Genomic DNA, 25,089 nt, shown 5'->3' with positions numbered 1-25,089 from the left:
CGCGCAGCGAGGGGGGGGGGGGTTCGCCTTCGGGCACGCCCCCCCCCCCCCCCCCCGGGTGGTCCCCCCCCCCCCGGGGGGGGGATCGGGATCAGGCCGCGATCTTCAGCAGCTTGATCGCCGCGCTATCCAGCAACTGCCCGCCCACGCGCCTGGTGGCGTAGAAGTGGACGAAGGGCTTGTTGGTGAAGGGATCGCGCAGGATCTGCGTGGCGCTGCGTTCCGCGATCAGATAGCCGGCCTTGAAATTGCCGAAGGCGATGGGGAATTCCCCAGCCGCCACATCCGGCATGTCCTCGGCCTCCACCACCGGATAGCCCAGCAGCCGGTCCGGCTGGCCTTCCACCAGCCCCGGCTGCCACAGGAAGGCCCCGTCCGTGGTCTTGAGCTTGCGGATTTTGGCGAGGGTGGTGGAATTCATCACCCAGCACGCGCCCTGCCGGTGCCCGGCCTTCAGCGTATGGACCAGATCGACCAGCCGCATGTCGGCATATTCGTCAAATCCGGCGGCATCGCCGCTCTTCACGAATTGCAGCGTGCCGAAGGGGCGGGTCGCATCGGCTTCTTCCGCCTTGGGGCCGTTCAGGAAGCCCCTGGGCTGATCCACGCCGCTGCCGGAAATGAACGCCGTGCCTTCCGCTCGGGCGAATTCCATGGCGATCTCGCCCGCCAGCCAGCTTTCCAGATCGAAGCCTGCATCGTCCAGCATGGCCTGGCTGGCGGCGGGATTGGCGTAAAGCTCGCCGAAGGGCGGGGCGATTTCGGCGAAGCTGGGCGTGTCGGTTTCCGGGCGGGCGGCGGTTTCGCTTACCCAGCCGCTGGCAGTGCCGCCGGTGGTGATGAGCTTGCGATAGCCCGCGCTGCCCACCTGCACCACCTGAGCGATAGCGCGGATCGGGCTGATGTCCTGCAACTGGCGGGCAATGGCTGCATCGATCTCGCGCGGGACGGCATAGCCGCCATCGCCCGGCGCCGCGCCGCTGACGGATTTCACCTGAATTTCGGAACCCCGGCGCAGGTATCCATCGACGAAGCCTTTCACTTCCGGGGCGGTGCGGGCGCCGTCCAGCAAGGGGCGAGATGCGGCGCGGCCGACGCGGTCGAGCCGGGCCTTCACTTCGTTCACATCGCTCCGCAAGGCGCCGATGGCATTTTCCGCCCCGTCCACGCGGGCGGCAAGGTCGAAGCTTGTTTCGAGCATGGCGGTATCGGTTTCGTTTTCCATGGGTGGTCCTTTTCGGTGGGCAAAAGAAAACCCCCTCCGGTTGGGGAGGGGGTTGGGAGTGTGGTGAGTGTTCTCTTGGTGCGCTCCTGCGCAGGCAGGAGCCCAGGTTCTGGGTCCCTGCCTGCGCAGGGACTCACATCGTTCACACAATCATATGAACCCGCGCCCCATGTTGCAGGGGGTGAGTAACGAGGCTGATCTCGAACAAATCGATCTCCTCCAGCACGCGCCCCTTGGGCAGCGGATGCCAGCCCCGCGCGCGATAGCCGAAGGACAGGCCATTGGCCTCGCGCCGGGCAAGGGCAGTGGCCGCACGGCCCTGCGGATTTTCGATCCTGGCGATCACGCGCAGGCCCTTGCCATCCTCGGCGGCGAGAGTGACGGTGCCGATGGGCCGGTCCGCCCGGTGCTGCCAGAACAGCGGCAGGGGCGCCTGCCCGCGCTCCGCCAGCGTGCGGGCAAAGGCGCCCGGCCGGATCACGTCGCCTGCCCCGTCGGCAATGCCGAACAGGGCGGCATATCCCGCCAGCCTCATCGCAGCAGGCCCGCGAGGCCGAAGCGCCAGGCAAAGCCTACCAGCAGCAGGGCAAGCGCCCCGCGCACGGCCCATTCCACGGCGGCGCGCCACGCGCTTTTCTTCGCATCGCGCCAGGCCTGCAGCAATTCGCGCAATTCGCCGATGTCGCCCTGCGCGCCTTCGTCATGCAGGCCAAGGCGCGCAAGCACCCGGTTGGCCCCCAGTTCGGAGGCTTCCTCCACGATGGCACGCAATGTGGTGAGGTCGCTGCCTTCCTGTGCGCCCTGCGCGATCAGGCTGGCCAGCATGTCTTGCCGGTTCATTGGCTTGCTCCTTGGTTGTCGAGGCCGAGCATGGCCCGCTTTTCGTCATCGGAAAGGAAGGCGGCGGCGCTCACTTGCGCCCACAGCCGCTCGCGATCTTCGGCAAGGGCGGGGATGCGGTCGGGGTCCACCGCCAGCCTTGCCTCGGGGAACCACGGGGCCAGCCCCTCCGCGATGGCGGAGAGGATCTTGCCCGCCAGCGGCAGCAGGGTCAGCCGCCACAGCGCGCGGTTCGCCTCGCGGTAATTGGCATAAGTATTGTCGCCCGGCAGGCCCAGCAGCATGGGGGGCACGCCGAAGGCCAGCGCGATGTCGCGCGCGGCGGCGGCCTTCAACGCGGCGAAATCCATGTCCGCCGGGCTGAGCGAGAGAGACTGCCATTTCAGCCCGCCTTCCAGCAGCATGGGCCGCCCCGCATTGGCCATCCCGGCAAAGGCGCCTTCCAGCTCGGCCTTCAGCCGCTCGAACTGTTCGGTGCTGAGCGTTGCGGCCTCGCCCCCTTCCATCACCAGCGCGCCGGAAGGGCGGGCGGCGTTTTCCAGCAGGGCGCGGTTCCAGCGCGCAGCGGCATTGTGCGTGGCCACGGCCTCGTCAGCGGCGGAAAGGCAGCCCGCGCCGTAATGATCGTCTGCCGGGTGGAAGCCCCTGATATGGATGATGGCGGGCCAGCCATCCTCATCCTCCACCGGCAGGACCAGCTCCTTCTCGCCCACGCGATAGAGCCAGGCGGCGGGCCAGCCACTGGCATCGGGCTGCATCGCCATGCGCTCGGGCCGCAGGGCGAACAGTTCCACCGGGCGCCCGGCGCCGTCTCTCACGATCTGGAGGAAGGCATTGCCATGCAGCAGCAATTGCGCCGCCAGCGTTTCCAGCAGCGGCTGCCCCGCGCTGGTGGCGGTAACGAGCTTTTGCAGAGCGGGAACGGTAGCAGCCAGCGCCGCGCTGCCCACCCCCTCGGCCACCAGCCGCACGGCCCGCTGGGCGACGGGATTGTCGAGGAAGGCGCGGCCAACCGCCCCGCGATAATCGAAGGCGCGCGCCTCGCCATGGAAGGCGGCAGGCCAGGCGGCGATATGGCAGCGCGACAAGGGCGCACGCGAAAAACCCCCGCCCTTGAAGGCGGAGGCCAGAGAAGTGAGGAAGGACATGGAATGCCTTTCGGTTGAATTGAATAGTGTCACCCCGGACTTGTTCCGGGGTCCGGCCTGCAGCATTGACGGACGATGCGTGTCTTCGAGCCGACGGTGTACATCCTCGCCAACCGTTACCGGGGCACGATGTATACGGGCGTGACTTCGGACCCGATGGCGCGGCTACACCAGCACCGCACTGACACCTTCGAAGGATTCACTGCGCGCTATGACATCAAGCGGCTGGTGTGGTTCGAACGCCATGACGAGATCGAGGTGGCGATCCGGCGAGAGAAGACAATCAAGCGCTGGCCGCGAGAGTGGAAGTTCAACCTGATCGAGGAGCATAATCCCGACTGGCGCGATTTGGCGGTCGATTTCGGGTTTGCGCCGTTGGAAGGGGATTAAGCTGGACCCCGGAACAAGTCCGGGGTGACGGAATTCTCCTGGCTGCCCATAGGCCGATGGGCTGGGTTGCGCATACCGGGGTTCTTCGGAGAATTCAGATTATAAACCGACGTCACCCCGGACTTGTTCCGGGGTCCAGCTTCCACTGCACGGCTTCGCTACTCCGTAAGACCCCGCAGACCTTGCCCGCAAACACCGATCCGCCCATGATACAGGCCATGGGGTTGAGGGGCTTTTTCTTCGGGCAGAGGTTCACTTTGCGCTCGCCATTGCCGGTGAGCGAAGTGGCGCAGCGTATCAATCGCGGCAGCATCTCAATGCTGACCGTTTTTGTGTCCGGAGTGACTGGCGGGGTTGTCCTCAATCGGCTTAGCCTTGGCTATCGCAGTTCGATTTTCGACTACAACGCCAAGCCCCGGCTGAGCGGGCGCTTGCGCAGCTCGCCAGGCGGGACGGAACTGAATGTTCGCTTCGGCACGCCGGTATGGGTGTTCGTTGTTTTCGCCTTTTTCTATCTTCTGCTGACGTTCGTGACAGTGATTGTCGCGTTCCCGGCCATTCACGGTGACCCGAGGGTGGATCGCGAAGCGCTGCCATATTTCCTGCTCGTGATGTTGGCATTCTATGTCTCGCCGCTGATCATGCATTTCATTCTGACCAGAGGCGCGGAAGCCGATCTTGAGCGGATGCTCGAGTTCCTTGAGCAGGAAGTGCAGGCCGTGCCGCAGGAGCGGATCGCTTCCTGAAGCTGGACCCCGGAACAGGTCCGGGGTGACGCGTCAGAATCTTAGAACCCGCGGCACTCGCCTCGCCCCCAACATCAACTCACTCAGCGCCCAGACCAAGGCATCGGCCCTGTCCGGCGACCTTCCCGGGCCTTCATAGCCGCCTGCCGCCAGCATGCCGCACAGCTCGTCTTCCAGCTGGGGGAACTGGCCTGCGTGGTGCACCCTGCCTGCTTCGTAGAGCGCGGCGACGGGTTCGGCGCGGGCGCTTTTGCCGCGGCTGGCGTGGACCAGTTTTACCGGCAGGGCGATGTCGGCGGCCTTGAGGACGGAACGGACCATGGCGCCGCCCTGATTGGCTTCGGCAATCACCCGGTCGGCGCCGTAATCGCGGGCCGTGTCGGCCACCCGGCGCGCCCAGCGTTCCGGGCTGGGGCGGGCGATCGAACAATCCGCCAGCACGCGGGCCACGCCATCTTCCCCCAGCGCGCAGACCATGATCCCGCAGGCATCGCCCTGTGCGGAGGCGGGGGGATCGACGCCGATTACGATGCGCCGGAAAGTGGGGGGCGGCGCAGCGGAGGTTTCCGCCTCGCGGCATTCCTCCAGCAGCGCGCGGCTCCACAGCGCGCCCTCGATCTCGTCCAGCAGCTCGCCTTCCAGTTCCTGCCGGCCGAGTGCGCTCGTCCCCAGATCGCGGCGCATCGCCGCCATGAAGCGCGGCGGCAGATTGGCCGAATTGTCGCGCGTTGCCCCCCGGCTGAACGCGCCATCCCCGGCCTGTGCCTCTTTCAGCAGGCGGCGGACCAGCGGCACGGCGCGCGGAGTGGTGGTGGCCAGCGCGCGGGGCACGTCGCCCAGTCGCAGGCCAAGCTGGAGATTGTCCCATGCGGCCATGGCCCGTCCGGCGCAATTGTCCCACTTGGCCACTTCGTCACACCAGGCGTGGCTGTGCTGGGGGCCGCGCAGGCTTTCCGGCTCGCCCGCCGCGTAAAGCATGGCAACCGCGCCATTGGGCCAGCTCAGCCGGCGCAGGGAAGGTTCGAACAGCGGGCGGCTGCCTGCCGGCGCACTGGCCAGGATTCCGCTTTCGCCTTCCACCATCACCGCGCGGGCTTCCACCAGCGAGGCGGCGACGAGCGCGATTCGCGCTGCCGGATCGCGCCGCGCCACTTCCAGCACCCATTCGGCGCCCGCACGGGTCTTGCCGAAGCCGCGCCCGGCCAGCATCAGCCAAAGGCGCCATTCGCCTTCGGGCGCGATCTGTTCCGGCCTTGCCCACAGGCGCCAGTGCCGGGGAAGCGATTTGCGTTCTTCCGGCGACAGGGATGCGAGGAAGGCCTGCCGCTGTTCGGGCGGCAGGCGCAGCAGGCTTCGCCAGCCTTCAATCCGGCGCATGGGAACCCCTTGGGGTGCAGGCGCCCTCGCTCGCCAGCAGGCGCATGGCCTCTTCCTCGCGCGCGGCCATGGCGGCGATTTTCGCATCGAGCGAGGCAAGGATCGCATCTTCATCCTCTTCCTGGCGCAGGGCGCGCTGGCGGACAGCGGATTCGCGATGCAGCGCCAATAGGCGCAGCGCATTGGCAGTATCGAATTTCGGATCGTCCTTGCCGGTGCCCATGCGCAGGCGGTGAAGCGTCTCCATTTCGAGATGGTCATAGCCTTCGAGCAGGGCGACGCCCCATTGCGCGCGAAAATCCGGTTCCGCCCGGCGGACCTTGTAGGCACGGCTGGGATCGATGCCCGCGGCACGCGCGGCGGCGCTGACATTGGAGGTTTCCGCCAGAGTATCGAGGAACAGGCTGCGCCAATGGCGGTTGAGGCCGGATTTTTCGCCCCGACGCTGTTCAGGCCTGATCTTGGTGCGCGCGCGCTTGCGCCGCACAGCTTTTGCTGCGGTCATGGCAGGGGTTCCGTCTGTTGGGGGGGAAGGGCGTTGCGGCCCCGATTCGCACTATCGCGATGTTGCCCCTGACTAACCAATGAGCGTCACGATGTCAATAGAAAAGTGCCATATGGGTTAATTGGTTTGGCTTGTCGCGCCTCGTGCCCTCGCGTAGACGGGCGGGGCTTGCCGCTCGTCATTGCGGGCGAAGCGAAGCAATCCAGCGCGCCGCGCGTCAGGCCATGGATTGCTTCGGGGCCTTGCCCCTCGCAATGACGATGACGGTTCTAGCCTTTGAGGAAATCCATGCTGCGCCGCCTCTACGATTGGACCATGGCCAAGGCGAGCCATCCCCATGCCGAATGGTGGCTGGCCCTGTTCTGCTTCGTGGAAGCCAGCTTCTTCCCCATTCCGCCGCATCCCGTGCTGGGGGTGATGTGCCTGGCGGAGCCGAAAAAGGCCGTGCGCTTTGCCGCCATCGCCACGCTGGCATCCGTGGCTGGCGGCGTGCTGGGCTATGCGATCGGCTGGGGCCTGTACGATACGATTGGCAGGCAATTGCTCGATCTGCTGGGCATGACCGCCAGCTTCCCCGTGGCCGCCTGCTATCTGCGCGAATACGGGGCAGAGATCATCATGATCAAGGGCGCCACGCCCATCCCGTTCAAGCTGCTGACGATCACGGCCGGGTTCATTCACATGAACCTCGTCACCTTCATTCTGGCCAGCGTGATTTCCCGTTCGATCAGTTTCATGATCGTGGGCGTGCTGTTCCGCCTGTTCGGGCGGCCGATAAAGGCCTTCATCGACAAATATCTGGGGCTTGCCACGGCTGGATTTGCGGTGCTGGTCGTGGCAGGTTTCCTCGCCATCACCCTACTGGAAGGCGACGGGTCGGGCGCAGTGAAGGAAAAGTGCGAGGCATCGGCCGCCATCGTCTGACGGCCCTGCCAGAGCGGTGGCGCGTGGAACCCGCCGGGCGCGCTGCTCATTTGTGTTTCGTGAAAGGAAACCAGCATGAGCCATATCGCCATCATCGTGGGCAGTCTGCGCAAGGAATCCTATAACCGGCGCCTTGCCAATGCCATGATCCGCCTGCCCGCCGCGCAGGGCCATCGCTTCAGCTTCGCGGAAATCGGCGCCCTGCCGCTCTACAATCAGGATAGCGACAAGAACCCGCCCGAAGCAGCGCAAGAATTCAAGCAGGCGATCCTTGCGGCGGACGGGCTGCTGTTCGTGACGCCGGAATATAACCGCTCCATCCCCGGCGTGCTGAAGAACGCCATCGACCATTGTTCGCGCCCCTATGGGGAGAGCGGATGGACCGGCAAGCCCGCGGGCATCGTGGGCGTTTCACCCGGCGCCACCGGCACGGCCATGGCGCAGCAGCATCTGCGCAACGTGCTCGCCTCGCTGGACGTGCTGACCATGGCCCTGCCGGAAATCTTCCTGAAATGGAGCGATGATTTGCTGACCGCCGATGGCGAAGTGGGCGAACGCAGCCACGCCTTCCTCGACCGCTGGATGGTGCGCTTCCTCCACCATGTGGAGCGGCATTCGGGGTAAGGTGCGGGGGACTCGTCATCCCAGCGAAAGCTGGGATCGCGGGCGTCCAGACGCTCTGTTCGATGAATTCCCAGGCTACCGGGAATTTTCGTGCCTGCTTGCGCTGGCTTGTCCCGAAATCTTTCACCCGGCGGGCAGCGATCCCAGCTTTCGCTGGGATGACGGCATAGGTCCGGAGGGGCGCTGGCCCGCCCCATCACCCCGCCAGCAGTTCCAGCCGGTTGCGCGCCAGCACGCCGCCGATGGCCGGGCCGTCGAGCGGGGCCTTGCGGGCTTCCTCGTCCAACTCGCGGAACACGCCTTCCAGCGCGCCGCCTGCACTGGCCGCCACGACCATCAGCGCATCCCTGCCGCTGCGGTTGGAAAAGCCATGGGCCACGCCGCGGGGCAGATGGACGAAAGTGCCCGGCCCGGCCAAAGTCTCGCCATCGGCGGTTTCGAAAGTGATCTCGCCTTCCACCACATAGGCCATTTCATCCTCGTCATGGTGCAGGTGCATCGGCACGCCGAAGCCTGCGGGCACGGGGTGATGGGCAAAGAACAGCTCGCGCTTGTCGCCGGATGAAAGCACCGTGATCGGCGCGCCCAGCACGTTGTAGCTGCGCCCCTGGCCGGGGCGGGTGATCGTAACTTTGTTCGCACTATCAGACATTGTTTCCTCCACATTCCTGTGGGGCGTCCAGATATTGCGATGTTTTCAGCCTGACTAGCAGGCCGAATCCGGATAAGTTGTTCGCTATTGCCGAACAAAGGTGCGCCATGTCGCTATTTTCCGGGCTGGAACATTTCATCGCCGTGGTGGAGGAAGGCAGCGTTACCGGCGCGGCCCGGCGGCTGGGCCTGTCCAAGAGCTTCGTCAGCGAAACGGTGAAGGCGCTGGAGGCACGGCTGGGCGTGCGCCTGCTCGATCGCACCACCCGCAGCCTGCGCCTGACCGAAGCGGGGGAGGCCTGTTACGGCCGCGCCGTGCGCGCCGCGACCGAGGCGGAAAGCGCGCTGCAGGAAGCGCAGCGGTTCCAGGCAGAGCCGGTGGGCCGGTTGCGCGTGGCAGTGTTCGAAAGCTTCCATCGGATCGGCTTGTCGGATGCGCTGGACAGTTTCCTGTCCGCGAACCCATCGGTGCAGATCGAATTCGTGGAGGGCATTTCCACCGTCGATCTTGTGGCAGGCGGAATGGACCTCGCCTTCCGTGTCTCCCCGCAGCCGGGGCCGGGGCTGATCGTGCGCCAGCTTGGCCGCTCGCGCGTGTTCCCCGTGGCCTCGCCTGCCTATCTCGCCCGTTCCGGCCCGCTCGATCATCCGTCGCAACTGGCCCAGCACCGGCTGATGGCCTTCGCCCCGCTCAATTACGACCGCGAATGGCGCATGACGGTGGAAGGCCGCCCGATGAGCGTGCCGGTGCAGCCGCGCGTGCTGACGCATAGCGGCGAAAGCCTGCGCTCCATGGCGCTGGCCGGGGTGGGCGTCACCGCCTTGCCCCAATGGTCAGTGGCCGATGCGCTGGAAGATGGGCGGCTGGTGCACCTGCTGCCCGATTATCCGATGGCGGAAAGCGGCTTCTACGCGGTCTATCCGTCCAACCGCCTGATGACGCCCAAGGTGCGCCTGTTTGTGGATCACATCATCCCGCATCTGCCGCGCTGGATCACCGGGGCGGAGTGAGGGGATTCAGCCCTCGAGCGTCGCCTCCAGTGTGATATCGGCATTGAGCAGCTTGGACAGCGGGCAGGCTTCCTTGGCGCCCCTGGCGATTTCCTGGAACTTGGCCTCGTCGATGCCGGGGACGCGGGCCGTCAGCACCAGATCGGAACGGGTGATGGAAAATCCCGCGCCATCCTGTTCCAGCTTCACTTTCGCCGTGGTTTCCAGCGTGCCGTCCTCGAAGCCTTCTCGCGCCAGCGCGAAGGACAGGGCCATGGTGAAGCAACTGGCATGGGCCGCGGCCACAAGCTCTTCCGGATTGGTGCCCGGTTCATCCTCGAAGCGAGTGTTGAAGCCGTATTTCTGGCCATCCAGCACGCCGGACTGAGTCGAGACATAACCCTGGCCCGCCTTGCCGAGCCCTTCGTAACGTGCGCTGCCTGTGCGAATGGTCATGGGGTGCCTCCTTCCTTGCGACAGGATTGAAACCGGCCGTCAGCGGCGATGTTCCCGCCATTCGCGCCACATGTCCACCAACTCGGCGGGAATGGCGGCCTCGAACGCCTCGTCGAGCGGATATTGCGGCATGGCCTCCGCCACGGCGTCCAGCACGGCCGTGCCCTGTTGCAGATCCTTGCGCCGCTTGAGCGGATTGCGCTTGGCCTGCCGGCCCAGCCACAATTTATGCAGCGCGAACCAGCGCGGATCGGGTACCACCAGCCGGGCAGCCGTACCGTCGCGGCAGGGCACCACCTGATCGACCGGGCGGCCCAGCAGCAGCCATTCCTGCTCAGGCAGGGGAATGGGGCGGGGCTGTTCCTTGCGCGCCATGGTCGGCTCGCGCGAAGGCGCCACGAGCAGTTCGACTTCATAGGCCTTGGCGTTGCGCGCCTGAAACGTGCGCTCCGTGTTGAGCGTGAAGGTCGAATCCACTGCCTTGAGCGCGGCCCACAACACGGCATCCTCGCTCTCCTGCTCGGCGACCCAGGCGAGGTCGAAATCTTCCGTTTCTTCCGGCGCCTCGGTAATCGTGCCTCCGGCTTCCAGCGAATACGCCGCCATGCAATTTGTGCCGACGACGAGCAGGGAACCGTCCAGCAACCCACGCCGGTCAAGTTCGCGCAGCAACTCGCCGGGCATGTTAGCCAGCATCGGCAGGCGCAGCGGGCGGGCGAGGCGGCCGATTTCCTCAACCAAATTGCGGGCCGTTGCCAGCCGCTCCTTCAGGTTCTGCTTGGTTGCCTGATAATCCGCCAGCCGTTGTTCCAGCTCCGGCGTCATTCGCCCAAGGCTCTTGCCGTTATTGGCGCGGTCGATCGCCTCATAGAGATATTCGTGGCCGCTCACGCGCTTGCGAACGAGATTGTAGGGCAGGCGCGCAAGATCGCGCTCTGCTTCGATCGCAGTTTCATAGCGCGGGCGCAGATTGATCAGCGCGCGCGCCTGCTCGTCAGTGAAAGGGCGAACCCGGCTGGCCATGGCCGGAATTTATCCTGCATTCTGTAACATTACAAGGAATGCAGGATAAATCGTTTAATCCGAAGCGGTTAGATAATCCCCACGGCCTTCCCGGCGCGTTCGAACATGCCCAGGATGGTCTGCACCTGCTCGGCCGAATGTTCGGCGCAGAGCGAGCAGCGCAGCAGGGTCATGTTCGCAGGCGTTGCCGGCGGGCGGGCGAGGTTGACGTAGAGGCCTTCCTTCAGCAGCGCTTCCCACATGGCCGCGCCCTTCAGCAGGTCGGGCATGATCACTGCGATGATCGCGCTTTGCGGGGCATCGGTGCCCAGCTGGAAGCCCAGCTGCTTCAGCCCGCCATGCAGGGTGCGCGAATTCTCCCACAGATGGGCGCGCTTTTCCCCGGCATTCATCAGCTTGCGGATGCTGGTGGCCGCCGTCGCCACCACGCTGGGCGGCAGGCTGGCGGTGAAGACATAGGGGCGGCAGACCAGCCGCAGCACTTCGAACTTGGGATGATTGGACACGCAGAAGCCGCCCACGGTGCCCACGCTCTTGGAAAAAGTGCCGATCACGAAATCGACATCTTCCAGCACGCCCTGTTCTTCGGCCACGCCGCGCCCGTTGGGGCCGATGAAGCCCATGGAATGGGCCTCGTCCACCAGCACCATCGCGCCATTGGCCTTGGAGACGGCGATCATTTCCTTCAGCGGGGCAATGTCGCCCAGCATGGAATAGACGCCTTCCAGCACCACCAGCTTGCCCGCGCCTTCGGGAATGCGCTTCAGCCGCTTTTCCAGCGCTTCGATGTCATTGTGCTTGAAGGGCACCACCTCGGCATTGCCGAGCGCGCAACCGTCCCAGATGGAGGCGTGGCTGTCGATGTCGAGGACGATGTAATCGCCCTTGCCCGCCACGGTGGAGATGATTCCGAGGTTGGCCTGATAGCCGGTGGAGAACACCATGGCATGATCCATGCCATAGAAGTCCTTCAGCGCTTCCTCGCATTCCTTGTGGCCCTGATAAGTGCCGTTCAGAACGCGGCTGCCCGTGGTGCCCGCGCCGAAATTGTCTAGCGCGTCCTTGCCGGCCTGGATCACGTCCGGGTCGAAGGTCATGCCCATGTAATTATAGGTGCCCAGCAGGATCGTGTCCCGCCCGTTGCAGATCGCGCGGGTGGGGGAGAGCACTTTCTCCATCACCAGGCTGAAGGGATCCTCGCCCCCGCCGGCCAGCAGGCTCTGGCGCAGGGCGATGATGTCGTCGAACTTGCTGAACAGGTCGCCAGTCATGTCGGGCTTCTCCCTATCGCCCGTCAATTGCCGCTGAGCTTGCAGACGGCATCCACCAGCTGGCCGAAATTCTCGATTTCCGCCTGCTGGTTCATGCTGATGATGATGTCGAATTCATCCTCGATCGCGGCGACGAAATCCATCACGGTCAGGCTGTCGAACTCGAGGTCGCCAGCAAAGGTGGTGGCATCGGCAATATCGGCGCCCTTCTTGTTGAAGGGGGCGATCAGCGATCGGATACGGGTGTCGACGTCTGCGCGGTCCATTTTGGGGCTCCTAGGGCTCGATTGCGGCGCAAAAGCGGCGCGGGGGCCAAGTGTCAAGGTTGTGTGCGGCGCCGGGGGCGTCACGTCCGGTCAAGCAGCGCCTTCACGGCCTGCATGAAGGGGCCGATGGAAACGGGCTTGGCCAGATAGCCTTCCGCCCCGGCATCGCGGATGCGTTCCTCGTCCCCCTTTCCGGCATAGGCGGTAACGGCCAGCACCGGGATAGTGCGCAGGGATGCATCCGCCTTCAGTCCGGCGATCAGGTCCAGCCCCGAAACATTGGGCAGCTGGATGTCCATGATGACCAGATTGGGCACGAATTCGCGGGCCTTGGCGATGGCTTCCAGCCCGTCGGCCACAGGCTCCACCGCGAAGCCATTGGCGCGCAGGACATCGCAAAACAGCTTCCGGTTGAGATCGTTGTCCTCGACAACGAGGATTCTCTTTGCCACTGCCCGTTTCCCCTGGGGACATTCCCCGTCACGCACGTTTCTAGGACCCCGGCAAGGTGGTGACAATTCCCGGTTCCAGCGAATCCCCCGCACAGGCGGAAAGTGCCGAATCGCTGGCGCTGAACGCGCTCGTCTGGCTATTGTCGGATGAGAGCCGGGCGGAACGGCTGCTTGCACTGACCGGCCTTACACCCGACATATTGCGTGCCGGGCTGGGTGAGCGGGCCGTGCTGGGCGCGGTGCTGGAATTCCTCGCCGCCCATGAACCCGATCTGGTCGCCGCCGCCCAAGCGCTGGGGACCGAACCGCAAAAGCTGGCCGATGCCGCAAGGAGCCTGACCCGATGAGCCGCCGCCCCCTGATCGTCACCGATTGCGACGAGGTGCTGCTGCACATGGCCGCCCATTTCCGCGATTTCGTGGACGAGGCGCATGGTGTGGACTTTGCGCTGGACGGTAACAGCTTCGTCAATTCCATGCGCCGCCAGTCCACCGGCGAAGTGCTGAGCGAAGAAGAAATGTGGGTTCTGCTGAACCTGTTCTTCGATACCGAAATGCACCGCCAGAACCCGATTGCGGGCGCGGTGGAAGCGATGGGCACACTGGCCGAAAAGGCCGATGTGGTGGTGTTGACCAATCTGAAGGATCACCGGGCGCAGACCCGCGCGGCGCAGCTTGCCGGGCATGGCATCGATGCGCGCGTCTATACCAATCAGGGGCCGAAAGGCCCGGCGCTGAAGGCGATCCTGAACGAGCTGGGGGCGGAACGCGCCTTTTTCATCGACGATATTGCCCATCACCACGGCTCGGTCGCGGAAGAGGCCGGGCATGTCACTCGCCTGCATTTCGTGGGCGAACCGCTGATGGCACCTTACGTGCCCTGTGCCTTCACGGCCGGGCAGGCCCATGCGCGGATCGATACCTGGGACGAAGCCCTGCCGTGGCTGCTGGCCCGGCTGGAAGAAAATTGAGGACCGGAAGAAGACCATGAGCATCGAAGCGAAACTCGCCGAACTCGGCATCACCCTGCCCGAACCCGCCGCTCCGGTTGCGGCCTATGTTCCCGTGGTGGTGGCTGGCGGGCTGGCCCATGTCTCGGGCCAGTTGCCCTTCATCGACGGCAAGCTCGTCACCGGGCGGCTGGGTGAGGATGTGAGCCTTGAGGATGGCACTGCCGCCGCGCGTGCCTGCGGGCTGATGCTGCTGGCGCAGGTGAAGGCCGCGCTCGGCTCGCTCGACAAGGTGGAGCGCGTGGTCAAGCTGGGCGCCTTCGTCAATTCCGCGGGCAGCTTTACCGATCAGCCCAAGGTCGCCAATGGCGCTTCGGAACTGATGGTGGAAGTGTTCGGCGATGCCGGCCGCCATGCCCGCAGTGCCGTGGGCGTTCCCGTCCTGCCGCTGGGCGCCGCGGTGGAAGTGGACGCGATCTTCGCCGTAAAGGGATGATCGCCGCGCTGCTCGACCGGCTGCTGGCCCCCGCGCCCGATCCGGCGCGGGTGGCCTGGCTGGCGCAGCACGAATATGCCCATCGCGGGCTGCACGGCCCCTGCATTCCGGAAAACTCGCTGGCGGCCTTCGCCGGGGCGATTGCGCGCGGCATGGGGATCGAATGCGATATCCAGCGCAGCGGCGACGGGCAGGCGATGGTGTTCCACGATTGGGAGCTTGACCGGTTGACCGCGGACAGCGGCCCGGTGGCAGATCGCAGTGCCGCCGCGCTGGGGCAGATCATGCTGTCGGGCGGCGACGATTGCCGCATCCCCACTCTGCGCGAGATGCTGGGCATGGTGCGCGGGCGTGCGCCGATCCTGATCGAGATAAAGTCGAAGCGCGGCTATAACGTGGCTGCAAGCTGCCTTGCCGTGCGCCGCGTGCTGGAAGGCTATCAGGCACCCCATGCGGTGATGAGCTTCGACCCGCGCGTCAGCCGCTGGTTCGCCGAGAACAGCCCCCGCACCCTGCGCGGTCTGGTGATGACCGAGGAAGATGATCGCGGCATCGCCGGCTGGGCCCGGCGGCATCTGTGGCTGTGGATCGCGAAGCCCGATTTCCTCGCCTATGACATACGCGACCTGCCCAGCCGCTTCGCCGCCGCCCAGCGCAGGCGCGGCTTGCCACTGACAAGCTGGACCGTGCGCTCGCCGGAATTGCGGGAGCGCGCGGCGCTGCACGCCGATGCCCCGATTGCGGAGGGGGATGGGGTTCAGGGCGGATAAGTCGTCATCCCGGCGAAGGTCGGGATCGCTGGCGGACGCCCCAACCCCGCTCGTCCTGAGCCTGTCGAAGGACACGCGCCAGCGCTCGCCCAACAATGAGACATGGGGCTGACGGATTCCCGTGTCCTTCGACAAGCTCAGGATGAGCGGATGTGGATGAATGCGGGAGAGGAGTTTCGTCCGTTTCCCCATTCCCGCGCTGCCCAATCGCCCCCGCCCCCCGGCATTCTTCGGGCCGACCACTGTTCAATCCACTCCAAGGGCAATCGACAGGCGGGATCACCTTTCGCTAGGGTACGCCCATGAGCGAAGAGCCGACTCTCACCGCCCGCATCGCCTCATCCGTGGGTGCGCTTCCGGCAGATGAGTGGGATTATCTTGCGGGCGACGACAACCCCTTCGTCAGCCATGCCTTCCTGACCGCGCTGGAGGATTCGGGCAGTGTCGGCCCCGGCACGGGGTGGAGCCCGCTGCCCATCGTGATCGAGGATGGGGAAGGCCGTCTCGCCGCCGCGCTTCCCGCCTATCTGAAATCCCACAGCCAGGGCGAATATGTGTTCGATCATGGCTGGGCCGATGCGTGGGAGCGGGCGGGGGGCAGCTATTACCCCAAGCTGCAGATTTCCGTGCCCTTCACGCCTGCCACCGGGCCACGCCTGCTGCTGGCGGACGAGGCGCTGGGCGTGCCTCTGCTGCGCGCGGCGGAAACGCTTTGCCGGCGCGAGGAGCTGTCATCCGCCCACGCCACTTTCATCGAGCCTGCCCAATTGCCCTTCTTCGAGGAAGCGGGCTGGCTGAAGCGCAGCGACATCCAGTTCCACTGGGAGAATCGCGGCTATGCCAGCTTCGAGGATTTCCTGGGCGCCCTGTCCTCGCGCAAGCGCAAGGCGATCCGCAAGGAACGCGCCGCCGCGCAGGAAGGGGTGGAGATTCGCGCCCTTTCCGGGGCGGAGCTTACGTCCCGCCATTGGGATGCGTTCTGGGATTTCTATCAGGATACCGGCGCGCGCAAATGGGGCACGCCCTATCTGACCCGCGAGGCCTTCGACCTGTTCGGCAAGCGCATGGGCGAAAAGGTGCTGCTGATCCTGGCCTATATGGACGATATGCCGATTGCAGGCGCGCTCAATTTCATTGGCGGATCGGCGCTCTATGGCCGCTATTGGGGCTGCCTGCTGGACAAGCCCTTCCTCCATTTCGAGCTGTGTTACTATCAGGCGATCGACCATGCGATCGCGCGCGGGCTTTCACGGGTGGAAGCGGGCGCGCAGGGCGGGCACAAGCTCGCCCGAGGCTATGAGCCGGTGCGGACATGGTCGGCGCATTGGATCGCCGATCCCGGTTTCCGCGATGCAGTGGCCGATTTCCTTGCCCGCGAGGATGCGGGTGTGGCAGCCGACCAGTTCGTGCTGGGCGAAAGAACGCCCTTCAGGAAAGGCTGATCGCGCGGCGCCCGTCAGGCCGCGCGGCGGTCTATCGCAATCAGCCACTGGCGCGCACGGCGCTGGGCTTCGGCGATTTCGCGGGCGGTCATCTCGTCGGCAACATCGGCGCGGCACCATGCGGCTTCCTCATGCCCCTGTGCGGCGGCGAGGTTGAACCACTTATGCGCTTCGATCAGGTCGCAGTCGGCGCCGTGGCTGCCGGTCGAAAAGGCAACGCCCAGGTCGAAATAGGCATTGGTGTCGCCCATCGCCGCGGCTGCGAGACAGGTGGCGACGAGCTTGTCGGCGCCTTCGGTGGTGGTTTTTGCCGCCGGAGCGGTCTGTTCGATCAGGCGAAGTCCCATGATTCGTACCCCCCAATTCTTACCCCATGTGGAGAGGCGGTTTGCCAGCTCCTGAGGAGAACCTGCGGCCACCATGGTCAACAAATGGTTAACGCGGTTCGCTGGAAAATGCGGGGCCCGGCCTGTGGCGGGGCGGGGGTCGAGTGAAGAACCCGCATTATCCTCCGGTGATATACCGCGATTGCCGCTTGTGCCGCCCATGCCCTCACCCTATAGGCCGCCCCAAACCAGACCGGACGCGCCACCGGGAAAATCCGGGGCATGCAGGGCAGATTGCCGGTTCCCGGGAGAGAACTTGGACACGGAGTGACTCGATGGCTTCGGTTGCCGGTGATGATATCGATATTCTCGCGAAGGCGCGTCGCACGCTTGATAGTGACTACACGCCTTCCGACGATGAAGAGTATATGAGCGACCAGCAGGTGGAATATTTCCGCTCGCTGCTGGTTGAATGGAAGAAATCGATCCTTTCCGCTTCGGAGGGCACGCTGCAGTCGCTGCAGGATGGCCCGATCCGCGAGCCGGATCTCAACGATCGCGCCTCGAGCGAGACCGACTGGGGGATCGAACTGCGCACGCGTGACCGTCAGCGCAAGCTGATCGCCAAGATCGATTCGGCCCTGCGCCGCATCGACAAGGGCGAATACGGCTTTTGCGAGGTGACGGGCGATCCGATCGGCATCAAGCGCCTGATCGCCCGCCCGATCGCCACCATGACGGTGGAAGCGCAGGAAGCGCACGAACGGCGCGAAAAGATCTCTCGCGACGATTGACGGGGCCTTTTAGGTCTCGTTCAGAAATCGCGGATTTCCGCCATTCAGAGCGATTAATGCTTTGTTTGCGAGTGCGGTGCTAAAGACTCGCCAACCGGTGGGCGAAAGGCCGGATTCGGGCCGTGCCCGCCCTGGGCAGCAAAAGGGTTTGGTAGCAAGCGAATGAGCAACGTCGACACACGTCAAATGTCGCGCGACAGCCTGTTCGTAATGGCCAGGTGCAAGGTCGAGGGCGACGCCAGCGGCACGGAGCACCGGGTGAAGGTGCGCAACCTTTCCGCTGCCGGCATGATGGCAGAAGGCGATGTGAAGGTTTCGCGCGGGTCGCTCGTCAGGGTGGATCTGCGCAATATCGGCTGGGTGGAAGGCACTGTCGCCTGGAAGCAGGACGATCGCTTCGGCATCGCCTTCCTCGAAGAAGTGGATCACCGGCTGGTCCTTACCCCTACGCCTCCGGCCCCCGATGCGGACCTGCAGACCCCGCGTTTCGTGCGTCCGCCGCTGGCCAGCGGCATTCCGGAAACATCCAAGCTCCGCAAGATCTGACATTCGCCGTGCCCAACCCAACGGGCACCATTGAAGCGCGTCGCGGCAGGGCCTACGGCTGGCGCTGATGTATCGCCCCCTTCGCATCCTGGCCATTGGACTGGCCCTGTTTGCTACCGCCTGCGGGCGCGGCAATGAAGGCGCGCTGGAACTGGCGATTGTGGGCGATGCGGACGATCCGTTCGAATCCGGCGTGCTGCTTTCGGTGGCGGGGCAGCATGTCCACGCCGCCACGACCGAAGGGCTGGTGGGCCTCGATGCGCAGGGGCAGGTGATCCCAGCGCTGGCCGACCGCTGGATCGTGACGGAAGACGGGCAGAGCTACATCTTCCGCCTGCGCGACGGCACATGGCCCGATGGCAGCGAACTGACCGGAGAGAGCGCCCGCACGGCCCTGCGCCGCGTGGTGCGCAGCCTTGCCGGAACCTCCATGGGCTATGACCTGTCCCAGATCGACGAGATTCGCGCCATGGCCGGGCGCGTGGTGGAAATCCGCCTGAAAGGGCCGATGCCCGATTTCCTGCAATTGCTGGCCCAGCCCGAACTGGGCCTGGCTCTTAACGGGGCCCGCAACGGGCGCGGCACCGGCCCGATGAGCTTGCGCAAGGTGGGTGATGTGGCCGTCTTGTCCATGCTCTCGCCCGAGGCGCGCGGCTTGCCCCAGGTGGAAAACTGGCAGGAAGATGTGCGCGAATTGCGCGTGCAGGGCATTGACGCGAAACGTGCCGTCGCCCTGTTCGATGAAGGTCAGGTGGATGTGGTGCTCAATGGCCGCATCGAAAGCCTGCCGCTGGTCGATACCGGCCCGCTGTCGCGCGGCACGGTGCGGCTGGATCAGGCCATCGGGCTGTTCGGCCTGACCGTGCGCAATGCCCACGGCATTCTGGGCGATGCATCGGGGCGGGAAGCGATTTCCATGGCGATTGACCGGGCCGCCCTGATCGCGCCGTTCAATGTCGGCGGCTGGCAGCCGACCTCGCGCCTTGTCGGGCCGGGCCTGCCGGGCGATCTGGGCACAATCGGTGAACGCTGGGCCGGCACCACCATCGCCCAACGGCGCAACATGGCCGCCGCGCGGGTTGCCACATGGAAATCGCTGAATGGCGGCGCCTCGCCCGAGATTACCATTGCCCTGCCGCAAGGGCCGGGCGGCGACCTGCTGTTTCGCGGCCTGTCGGGCGACATGGCAGCCATCGGCGTCAATCTGCGCCGGGCGAAAAAGGGCGAGACGCCCGATCTGGAACTGGTGGACCGCGTGGCCCGCTATGCCAATGCGCGCTGGTTCCTCAACCAGTTCAATTGCGGATTGAAGCGCGGCTTCTGCTCCAGCGATGCAGATGCCCGCGTGGAAGAAGCCTCGCGCAGTCAGGATCCGGACGAGCGGGCATCGCTGATGGCGGAAGCGGAAGCGGAACTGACCGCGCTGGATGCCTATATTCCCTTCGGCCCGCCCATGCGCTGGTCGCTCGTGCGTGCCGGGGTGGATGGGTTTGCCGCCAATGCCTGGGCATTCCATCCCTTGCCGGAACTGGCAACCATCACCAAGTAAGTGGGATGAGCCAGACCAGCCGACCCCGCCCCATGGGCATGAGCGTGCCGGTAGGCACCGATCCCGCCTCTGTGCGCCAGCGCATCGAAGCGATGGAAATGGTGCTGGAACGCAGCTTCACCATCCCCGGCATCAACCGCGCCGTGGGCCTCGACGCTGTCATCGGCCTCGTGCCCGTGCTGGGCGATGTGCTGACCGCCGCCATGGGCGCCTATATCGTATGGGAAGCGCGCAATCTGGGCCTGCCCAAATGGAAGCTGGCCCGCATGGCCGCCAATATCGCCTTCGACACGGCACTGGGCGCGATTCCCGTGGCGGGCGATCTGTTCGACCTGCTTTACCGTTCCAACACCCGCAATCTGAAGATCGTGAAGAAGCACCTCGACAAGCACCATCCGTCCAGCCGGATTATCGAGGGCTAGGGCCTATCGCTCTAACACCCGCTCGTCCTGAGCCTGTCGAAGGACGCGCACTGCCATCTGATCGAGGGAATTCAGCCCAACCCCGCCGTCGCGCGTGCCCTTCGACAGGCTCAGGGCGAGCGGAGGTGGGTTAAGGGCGCGAGGCCTTGGATTGCCCGTTCCCTCCTGCCTCGTTAACAATCCGGACCGATCTGGCAACGGAGCCGCGTCATGGGCGGAAAGGGGCAATCGCGCTGGCCGAAAATCGCTGCAGTTGCGGCGCTCTTGGCAATCCTTCTGGCTCCCATCGCCTATGCGAATTCCGGCAAGGCCAAGCAGCGCTATTTCGAGCACACATTCCGCTCATGCAGCCGTAGCGCTGGGCTGGAACGCGCCGTGTGGCATCAAGTCTCGGCGTTTGACGGCGAAGTTCGCGAATTTGTCGCCTTCGATGACAGGGAAGCGGCAGTGATCGCTTGCGTGAACCGCTGGGCGGGCCTCCTCATATCGGACCAGCGGGAGCCGGGCGCGATGCAGGTCTATCCGGCCGAGGCGCGCAGCAAGCTGACCGTTGCGGTTTCAGGCGAGAATCACGCGCCGCCAGCCTATCTGGTGGACATCGCACATGTGGAGTTCACCGGCCTGGATGCAGAGCGGTAGCCTGGATTGCAGGTGTTCGGTTTATTTCACAGATGGCTGGATTCCCGCCTGCGTCAGCAATGACGAAGGGAGGAAGCGGGCGTGCTCGCCCTTTCCGAACAATCATTTTCCTACTTGCCCGGAATCTGCTTCATCCTGCGGGATGATCGGTCAGCATGCGTTTCCGGTTCAATTTGTCGCCCCGAAAAGGGTGACACAGTGCCTGCGGGGAAAGTCACACATCGCCTGCGCGAAAGTGCGCGACAGAAATGTACTTCCCGGCGGCGAATCTCGGAAAACCCGCGTAAATCCGCCGTTTTTCAGGCGGCTGAAAACCCCCGATGCCGAAAACCCGATCCCGAAGGTCACAAGGTTTCGCCGCCCGTTGCGTGTCACTTTCGCAAGGCTGTCAGGCTTCCAGTTCGATGTCCCAATAGAGCCAGTCGCGCCAGGTTTCGTGCAGGTAATTGGGGGGGAAGCTGCGGCCCTGTTGCTGCAATTGCCAGCTGGTCGGGCGGATCGGTGCGACCAGCGGGGGCATATGGGCCTGTGCCGGGGTGCGGCCGCCCTTCTTCATGTTGCAGGGCGCGCAGGCGGTGAGGATGTTTTCCCACGTGGTCTTGCCGCCCAGCCGCCGGGGGATCACGTGATCGAAGGTCAGATGGTCCGGGCTGCCGCAATATTGGCAAGTGAACCTGTCGCGCAGGAACAGGTTGAAGCGGGTGAATGCGGGAAATTCATTGGGCCGGACATATTGCCGCAGCGCGATCACCGAAGGGATCTGCATGTCCAGCGAGGGCGAATGCACCTGCCGTTCATAGCTGGCGACGATGTCCACCCGTTCCAGGAACACCGCCTTGATCGCGGTCTGCCACGGCCACAGGCTCAGCGGGTAATAGGACAGCGGAGTGTAATCGGCATTGAGAACCAGTGCGGGGCAGCTTTCCAGCTTCCGCATCGGATCGCCTTCCGCAGTGCGGAAGTGGGCTGCCCGTTCGATCAGTTCGGCTTTGAACACGTGCTGGTGTCCTCCCTGATTGGCGCAAGGGAGCATTTGCCTTGAAAAGCGTCAAGCCTGTTACAAATCGCGAATCCACAGGATTTTTGCCGATTCGCGCCCGAAAGAACCCGCCACTCGCATGATCGTTACCCGTTTTGCCCCCAGCCCCAACGGGCCGCTCCATCTGGGCCACGCCTTTGCGGCCCTGGTGGCGCATGATCTGGCGCGCGAAAGGGGCGGGCGCTTCCTGCTGCGGATCGAGGATATCGATGGAGCGCGCAGCCGGGCGGAACTGGCCGATGGCTTCCGCGCCGATCTCGCCTGGCTGGGGCTGGAATGGGAGGAAGTGCCCCGGCAATCCTCGCGCCTTGCCAGCTATGCACAGGCGGCGGAGCGGCTGAAGGCCATGGGGCTGCTCTATCCGTGCACCTGCACCCGGGCGCAGATTGCCGCGGCAGTAGCCCAATCGGGCGCCGTGATGGGGCCGGACGGGCCGGTCTATCCCGGCACCTGCCGTGGGCGCCATGTCGATCCTTCGGGCGAGGTCGCCTGGCGGATCGACATGGCGAAGGCCGCTGAACTTGCCGGGCCGCTGGAATGGACGGACGAACTGGCGGGCGTGCAGAACGCGACGCCCGAAATCTTCGGTGACGTAGTGTTGCTGCGCAAGGAAGCCCCGGCCAGCTATCACCTTGCCGCCACGCTGGACGATGCGGCGGACGGCGTCACGCTGGTGACACGGGGGATGGACCTGTTCCCGGCCAGCCATGTCCACCGGCTGTTGCAGGCGCTGCTCGGCCTGCCGGTGCCGGTGTGGCATCATCACCGGCTGCTGGTGGATGGGGAAGGGCGGAAGCTCGCCAAGAGGCGCGGTTCGGGCGCGGGCTCGCTCGGCCTCACCGAATTGCGGCTGGCCGGAGAGGACGGGAGGGCACTGGCCGCTGCCCTGAGGGACAGGGTTCTGCCATCTGGCATTTCGCTCAGCAAAGGCCTAGATAGAGGCGTATGAACACGTTCCTCGTCATCGTCCTGCTCGGCCTGATGGCCATGGTGGTCTATTCGCTCGTGCGCGGCATCGTCGCCTTCCTGCAGACGACCCGCCGCGATATCGACAATGGCGACACCACCAATCTGCGCGAGCTGCAATTGCTGCAGAACAAGATGATGTTCGCGCGCATCAAATATCAGGCGCTGGCCATCGTGGTGATCGTCATCATCCTTGCCGCAGGCCGCTGACCGGCTGACGGCGCGGGCGAATGGTCCGGCTATCGAAAATCTATACCCGCACCGGGGATGACGGCACTTCGGGCCTCGTCGACGGATCGCGCCGGGCAAAGTCCGATCTGCGCTTCGAAGCCATCGGTGCGGTGGACGAGGCGAATTCGGCGCTCGGCCTGCTGGCGGTTGCGTTGGCGGGCAATGCCCATCTGGCGGGCGTGACCCGCGCGCAGAACGATCTGTTCGATCTTGGGGCGGACCTTGCAACGCCCTTGGGCGCTCTGGGCGGGGAAGACTTTGCCCCCTCCGAAATGGTGCTGCGCATCGTGCCCGCACAGGTTTCGGCACTGGAAGCGGCAATCGACGCACTGAACGAAGGGGTGGAGCCGCTGCGCAGCTTCATCCTGCCCGGCGGCACGGAAGCGGCTGCCCGCGCCCATGTGGCCCGCGCATCGGTGCGCCGGGCGGAACGCGCCATGGCCGCGCTGGCTCTGGCAGAGCCGGTGAACCCGGCGGCGCTGCATTACATCAATCGCCTGTCGGACTGGCTGTTCGTCCTCGCCCGCGCGCTCAATGCTGACGCCGGGGGCGATGTGCTGTGGCAGCCGGGGGCCGGGCGGTAGAAACACCATTCGTCATTGCGAGCATAGCGACGCAATCCAGAGCTTCGCGCAGAGGCCCGGGATTGCCGCGGCACCTGCGGTCCCTCGCAATGACGAATCATGGCGTGGGACCAGCATAAGGGCTAAGCTTGTGCTGCAATTGCGAAGGGATTGAGCGCATGGACATCGTCGGCGTGATCGGGGCAGGCCAGATGGGATCGGGCATTGCCCAGACCGTGGCCCAGCGCGGTATCGAAGTGCTGCTGTGCGATGTCGATCTGGCGCTGGCCGAAAAGGCCAAGGCGAAGATCGAAAAGACGCTGGCCCGGCTGGTGGAGAAGGAAAAGATCACCGCCGCAGACGCCTCAGCCGCTTTGGCGAAGATCGTTCCGGTGGCCGATTATGCGCCCATGGCCGGGGCGGGCATCATCATCGAAGCCGCGACCGAGCGGGAAGACATCAAGCGCGCCATCTTTGCCAAGGCAGGCGAAGTGCTGGGCGCGGGCGCGATCCTTGCCAGCAATACCAGTTCCATCCCCATCACCCGCATGGCGGCGGGCACGGCGGACCCGGCGCGTTTCATCGGGCTGCATTTCTTCAACCCCGTGCCGGTGATGCAGCTGATCGAAGTGATCCCCGGCCTTGCCACCAGCAAGGATACTGTCGCGCGCACCCGCGCCTTTGCCGAAAGCCTGGGCAAGCAGGTGGTCTTGAGCGGGGACGAGCCGGGCTTCGTGGTGAACCGCATCCTGCTGCCCATGATCAACGAGGCATGCTTCGTGCTGGGGCAAGGCACGGCCAGCGTGGCCGACATCGACAAGGGCGCCCGGCTGGGCCTCAATCACCCGATGGGCCCGCTGGAACTGGCGGATTTCATCGGGCTGGATACCTGCCTGGAGATCGTGAAAGTGATCTTCGCCTCTACCGGGGATTCCAAATATCGCCCGGCGCCGCTGCTGGCGAAATATGTCGATGCCGGCTGGCTCGGCCGCAAGACCGGGCGCGGCTTTTACGACTATTCGGGCGAGGTGCCGGTCCCGGCGGTGTGAGCGGGTTCAGGGCTTGCGCTTGATGATGGCGATGCCGTTGACATATTCGAAGGCGTCACTCGCGGAATCGTCGCCAGTGGGCGCATCCTGCATATCCTCGCCCTGACTGTCGGAAGCTGCCAGTTCGTCGGGCGGGGTGGGATCCATGCCATTGGCTGAATCGATCAGGTCTTCATCATCCATCGCCTCGTGCTCGGCGGCGGGATCCTCGCTCGTCATCGGGGGCGGGGCGGCAGTGGGCAGGGGCGCCATGGCGGCGGGCGGCGCATCGGGCTGCCGGGTTTCCCCGATCGAACCTGCGCGCGAAAGCAGGCCGCCTTCGCCTGCCAGCAGATAGGTGCCGATCAGAATGAACGCCACGAAACCGGCCGCGAACCAGCGGTTCTTGAAGATGAACTGATTCATGGCCACCGGGATAGG

Annotated in this window: 34 protein-coding genes; 19 read left to right on the top strand and 15 right to left on the bottom strand. The window is 65.0% G+C overall.

Translation table 11 applies throughout. The features are described from left to right. Positions 1-91 precede the first annotated feature (91 nt). The 4 genes from SZ64_RS12935 to SZ64_RS12920 form a co-directional block, all read right to left on the bottom strand. Positions 92-1,225: a phage major capsid protein gene (locus SZ64_RS12935; RefSeq protein ID WP_054531207.1), complete on the bottom strand. Its 1,134-nt coding sequence runs from the start codon at positions 1,223-1,225 to the stop codon at positions 92-94. A 142-nt stretch (positions 1,226-1,367) separates the two neighbouring features. After that, on the bottom strand, positions 1,368-1,760 hold the full coding sequence (locus tag SZ64_RS12930; protein ID WP_054531206.1) for an HK97 family phage prohead protease: 393 nt from the start codon (positions 1,758-1,760) through the stop codon (positions 1,368-1,370). Next, a complete protein-coding gene (locus SZ64_RS12925; RefSeq protein WP_054531205.1) occupies positions 1,757-2,065 on the bottom strand; it encodes a DUF6127 family protein in 309 nt (102 codons plus the stop codon). Before SZ64_RS12925 ends, SZ64_RS12930 begins: the two co-directional genes overlap by 4 nt. Continuing rightward, on the bottom strand, positions 2,062-3,213 hold the full coding sequence (locus SZ64_RS12920) for a phage portal protein (protein ID WP_054531204.1): 1,152 nt from the start codon (positions 3,211-3,213) through the stop codon (positions 2,062-2,064). The genes SZ64_RS12925 and SZ64_RS12920 overlap by 4 nt, the downstream gene beginning before the upstream one ends. Positions 3,214-3,288: 75 nt before the next feature. Here SZ64_RS12920 and SZ64_RS12915 point away from each other — a divergent pair, with 75 nt between their 5' ends. After that, on the top strand, positions 3,289-3,603 hold the full coding sequence (locus tag SZ64_RS12915; protein ID WP_054531203.1) for a GIY-YIG nuclease family protein: 315 nt from the start codon (positions 3,289-3,291) through the stop codon (positions 3,601-3,603). Between the two features lie 275 nt (positions 3,604-3,878). Next, positions 3,879-4,349, top strand: a complete 471-nt coding sequence (locus SZ64_RS12910) for a hypothetical protein (RefSeq protein WP_156313640.1) — start codon at positions 3,879-3,881, stop codon at positions 4,347-4,349. Positions 4,350-4,382: 33 nt separating this feature from the next. Here SZ64_RS12910 and SZ64_RS12905 read toward each other — a convergent pair whose 3' ends face one another. Together SZ64_RS12905 and SZ64_RS12900 are read right to left on the bottom strand one after the other, a co-directional pair. Beyond that, positions 4,383-5,726, bottom strand: coding sequence for a terminase family protein (locus SZ64_RS12905; protein ID WP_054531201.1), 1,344 nt, complete (start codon positions 5,724-5,726; stop codon positions 4,383-4,385). Further along, the gene (locus tag SZ64_RS12900) at positions 5,713-6,231 is read right to left on the bottom strand and encodes a hypothetical protein (RefSeq protein WP_054531200.1); all 519 of its coding nucleotides are present in this window, start codon (positions 6,229-6,231) and stop codon (positions 5,713-5,715) included. Before SZ64_RS12900 ends, SZ64_RS12905 begins: the two co-directional genes overlap by 14 nt. A 288-nt stretch (positions 6,232-6,519) precedes the next feature. On the opposite strand from SZ64_RS12900, the gene SZ64_RS12895 reads away from it, so the two are divergent. Both SZ64_RS12895 and SZ64_RS12890 read left to right on the top strand, forming a co-directional pair. Next, entirely contained in the window at positions 6,520-7,155 is a 636-nt protein-coding gene (locus SZ64_RS12895) for a YqaA family protein (RefSeq protein WP_054531199.1), read from the top strand. A 75-nt stretch (positions 7,156-7,230) separates the two neighbouring features. Further along, positions 7,231-7,779: an NADPH-dependent FMN reductase gene (locus SZ64_RS12890; RefSeq protein ID WP_054531198.1), complete on the top strand. Its 549-nt coding sequence runs from the start codon at positions 7,231-7,233 to the stop codon at positions 7,777-7,779. Between the two features lie 196 nt (positions 7,780-7,975). Here SZ64_RS12890 and SZ64_RS12885 read toward each other — a convergent pair whose 3' ends face one another. Next, positions 7,976-8,431: a cupin domain-containing protein gene (locus tag SZ64_RS12885; RefSeq protein WP_054531197.1), complete on the bottom strand. Its 456-nt coding sequence runs from the start codon at positions 8,429-8,431 to the stop codon at positions 7,976-7,978. Positions 8,432-8,538: 107 nt separating this feature from the next. Between SZ64_RS12885 and SZ64_RS12880 the strand changes: the two genes are divergently transcribed. Further along, the gene (locus SZ64_RS12880; protein ID WP_054531196.1) at positions 8,539-9,441 is read left to right on the top strand and encodes a LysR family transcriptional regulator; all 903 of its coding nucleotides are present in this window, start codon (positions 8,539-8,541) and stop codon (positions 9,439-9,441) included. Between the two features lie 6 nt (positions 9,442-9,447). Here the strand turns inward: SZ64_RS12880 and SZ64_RS12875 are convergent, their stop codons facing one another. From SZ64_RS12875 to SZ64_RS12855, 5 genes are all read right to left on the bottom strand, one after another. After that, positions 9,448-9,876, bottom strand: a complete 429-nt coding sequence (locus tag SZ64_RS12875; protein ID WP_054531195.1) for an OsmC family protein — start codon at positions 9,874-9,876, stop codon at positions 9,448-9,450. Positions 9,877-9,915: 39 nt separating this feature from the next. Then, positions 9,916-10,899, bottom strand: a complete 984-nt coding sequence (locus SZ64_RS12870; protein WP_054531194.1) for a GSU2403 family nucleotidyltransferase fold protein — start codon at positions 10,897-10,899, stop codon at positions 9,916-9,918. 68 nt (positions 10,900-10,967) lie between these two features. Then, positions 10,968-12,170: an aminotransferase class I/II-fold pyridoxal phosphate-dependent enzyme gene (locus SZ64_RS12865; protein ID WP_054531193.1), complete on the bottom strand. Its 1,203-nt coding sequence runs from the start codon at positions 12,168-12,170 to the stop codon at positions 10,968-10,970. Between the two features lie 23 nt (positions 12,171-12,193). Next, positions 12,194-12,436 (bottom strand): acyl carrier protein, encoded by a 243-nt coding sequence (locus SZ64_RS12860; RefSeq protein WP_054531192.1) that lies wholly within the window; start codon positions 12,434-12,436, stop codon positions 12,194-12,196. A gap of 80 nt (positions 12,437-12,516) precedes the next feature. After that, positions 12,517-12,888, bottom strand: coding sequence for a response regulator (locus SZ64_RS12855; protein ID WP_054531191.1), 372 nt, complete (start codon positions 12,886-12,888; stop codon positions 12,517-12,519). Between the two features lie 59 nt (positions 12,889-12,947). Between SZ64_RS12855 and SZ64_RS12850 the strand changes: the two genes are divergently transcribed. From SZ64_RS12850 to SZ64_RS12830, 5 genes are all read left to right on the top strand, one after another. Further along, entirely contained in the window at positions 12,948-13,235 is a 288-nt protein-coding gene (locus tag SZ64_RS12850; RefSeq protein ID WP_054531190.1) for a DUF3572 family protein, read from the top strand. Further along, a complete protein-coding gene (locus SZ64_RS12845; protein WP_054531189.1) occupies positions 13,232-13,858 on the top strand; it encodes a hypothetical protein in 627 nt (208 codons plus the stop codon). The genes SZ64_RS12850 and SZ64_RS12845 overlap by 4 nt, the downstream gene beginning before the upstream one ends. Before the next feature lie 16 nt (positions 13,859-13,874). Then, a complete protein-coding gene (locus tag SZ64_RS12840) occupies positions 13,875-14,333 on the top strand; it encodes a RidA family protein (RefSeq protein ID WP_054531188.1) in 459 nt (152 codons plus the stop codon). Continuing rightward, entirely contained in the window at positions 14,330-15,103 is a 774-nt protein-coding gene (locus SZ64_RS12835) for a glycerophosphodiester phosphodiesterase family protein (protein WP_054531187.1), read from the top strand. The genes SZ64_RS12840 and SZ64_RS12835 overlap by 4 nt, the downstream gene beginning before the upstream one ends. A 302-nt stretch (positions 15,104-15,405) precedes the next feature. Beyond that, entirely contained in the window at positions 15,406-16,545 is a 1,140-nt protein-coding gene (locus SZ64_RS12830) for a GNAT family N-acetyltransferase (protein ID WP_054531186.1), read from the top strand. 14 nt (positions 16,546-16,559) lie between these two features. On the opposite strand, the gene SZ64_RS12825 is transcribed toward SZ64_RS12830, so the two are convergent. Continuing rightward, complete coding sequence (locus SZ64_RS12825; protein WP_054531185.1) at positions 16,560-16,892, bottom strand: hypothetical protein; 333 nt, start codon at positions 16,890-16,892, stop codon at positions 16,560-16,562. Between the two features lie 314 nt (positions 16,893-17,206). Here SZ64_RS12825 and dksA point away from each other — a divergent pair, with 314 nt between their 5' ends. From dksA to SZ64_RS12800, 5 genes are all read left to right on the top strand, one after another. After that, positions 17,207-17,665, top strand: coding sequence for an RNA polymerase-binding protein DksA (gene dksA / locus SZ64_RS12820; RefSeq protein ID WP_054531184.1), 459 nt, complete (start codon positions 17,207-17,209; stop codon positions 17,663-17,665). A gap of 162 nt (positions 17,666-17,827) precedes the next feature. Next, a complete protein-coding gene (locus tag SZ64_RS12815; RefSeq protein ID WP_054531183.1) occupies positions 17,828-18,211 on the top strand; it encodes a PilZ domain-containing protein in 384 nt (127 codons plus the stop codon). Between the two features lie 67 nt (positions 18,212-18,278). Further along, positions 18,279-19,760, top strand: coding sequence for an ABC transporter substrate-binding protein (locus SZ64_RS12810; protein WP_054531182.1), 1,482 nt, complete (start codon positions 18,279-18,281; stop codon positions 19,758-19,760). Between the two features lie 5 nt (positions 19,761-19,765). After that, a complete protein-coding gene (locus SZ64_RS12805) occupies positions 19,766-20,182 on the top strand; it encodes a DUF4112 domain-containing protein (protein ID WP_054531181.1) in 417 nt (138 codons plus the stop codon). A gap of 210 nt (positions 20,183-20,392) precedes the next feature. Further along, positions 20,393-20,821 carry a hypothetical protein gene (locus SZ64_RS12800; protein ID WP_054531180.1) on the top strand — a complete coding sequence of 143 codons (429 nt, stop codon included), beginning with the start codon at positions 20,393-20,395 and terminating at the stop codon, positions 20,819-20,821. A gap of 388 nt (positions 20,822-21,209) precedes the next feature. On the opposite strand, the gene SZ64_RS12795 is transcribed toward SZ64_RS12800, so the two are convergent. Then, the gene (locus tag SZ64_RS12795) at positions 21,210-21,818 is read right to left on the bottom strand and encodes an HNH endonuclease (RefSeq protein WP_054531179.1); all 609 of its coding nucleotides are present in this window, start codon (positions 21,816-21,818) and stop codon (positions 21,210-21,212) included. 121 nt (positions 21,819-21,939) lie between these two features. Here SZ64_RS12795 and gluQRS point away from each other — a divergent pair, with 121 nt between their 5' ends. From gluQRS to SZ64_RS12775, 4 genes are all read left to right on the top strand, one after another. Next, complete coding sequence (gluQRS, locus tag SZ64_RS12790) at positions 21,940-22,809, top strand: tRNA glutamyl-Q(34) synthetase GluQRS (protein ID WP_054531178.1); 870 nt, start codon at positions 21,940-21,942, stop codon at positions 22,807-22,809. Next, positions 22,806-23,036 (top strand): HIG1 domain-containing protein, encoded by a 231-nt coding sequence (locus SZ64_RS12785; protein WP_054531177.1) that lies wholly within the window; start codon positions 22,806-22,808, stop codon positions 23,034-23,036. Before gluQRS ends, SZ64_RS12785 begins: the two co-directional genes overlap by 4 nt. A 20-nt stretch (positions 23,037-23,056) precedes the next feature. Continuing rightward, the gene (locus tag SZ64_RS12780) at positions 23,057-23,641 is read left to right on the top strand and encodes a cob(I)yrinic acid a,c-diamide adenosyltransferase (RefSeq protein ID WP_054531176.1); all 585 of its coding nucleotides are present in this window, start codon (positions 23,057-23,059) and stop codon (positions 23,639-23,641) included. A gap of 158 nt (positions 23,642-23,799) precedes the next feature. After that, positions 23,800-24,669 (top strand): 3-hydroxyacyl-CoA dehydrogenase NAD-binding domain-containing protein, encoded by an 870-nt coding sequence (locus SZ64_RS12775; protein ID WP_054531175.1) that lies wholly within the window; start codon positions 23,800-23,802, stop codon positions 24,667-24,669. A gap of 6 nt (positions 24,670-24,675) precedes the next feature. Here the strand turns inward: SZ64_RS12775 and SZ64_RS12770 are convergent, their stop codons facing one another. Beyond that, positions 24,676-25,074: a hypothetical protein gene (locus SZ64_RS12770; protein ID WP_054531174.1), complete on the bottom strand. Its 399-nt coding sequence runs from the start codon at positions 25,072-25,074 to the stop codon at positions 24,676-24,678. Positions 25,075-25,089 lie beyond the last annotated feature (15 nt).

Source organism: Erythrobacter sp. SG61-1L, assembly GCF_001305965.1.
Taxonomy (GTDB): domain Bacteria; phylum Pseudomonadota; class Alphaproteobacteria; order Sphingomonadales; family Sphingomonadaceae; genus Andeanibacterium.
Note: the sequence above shows the minus strand (reverse complement) of the source record. Positions and strands in the feature narration are given on the sequence as shown.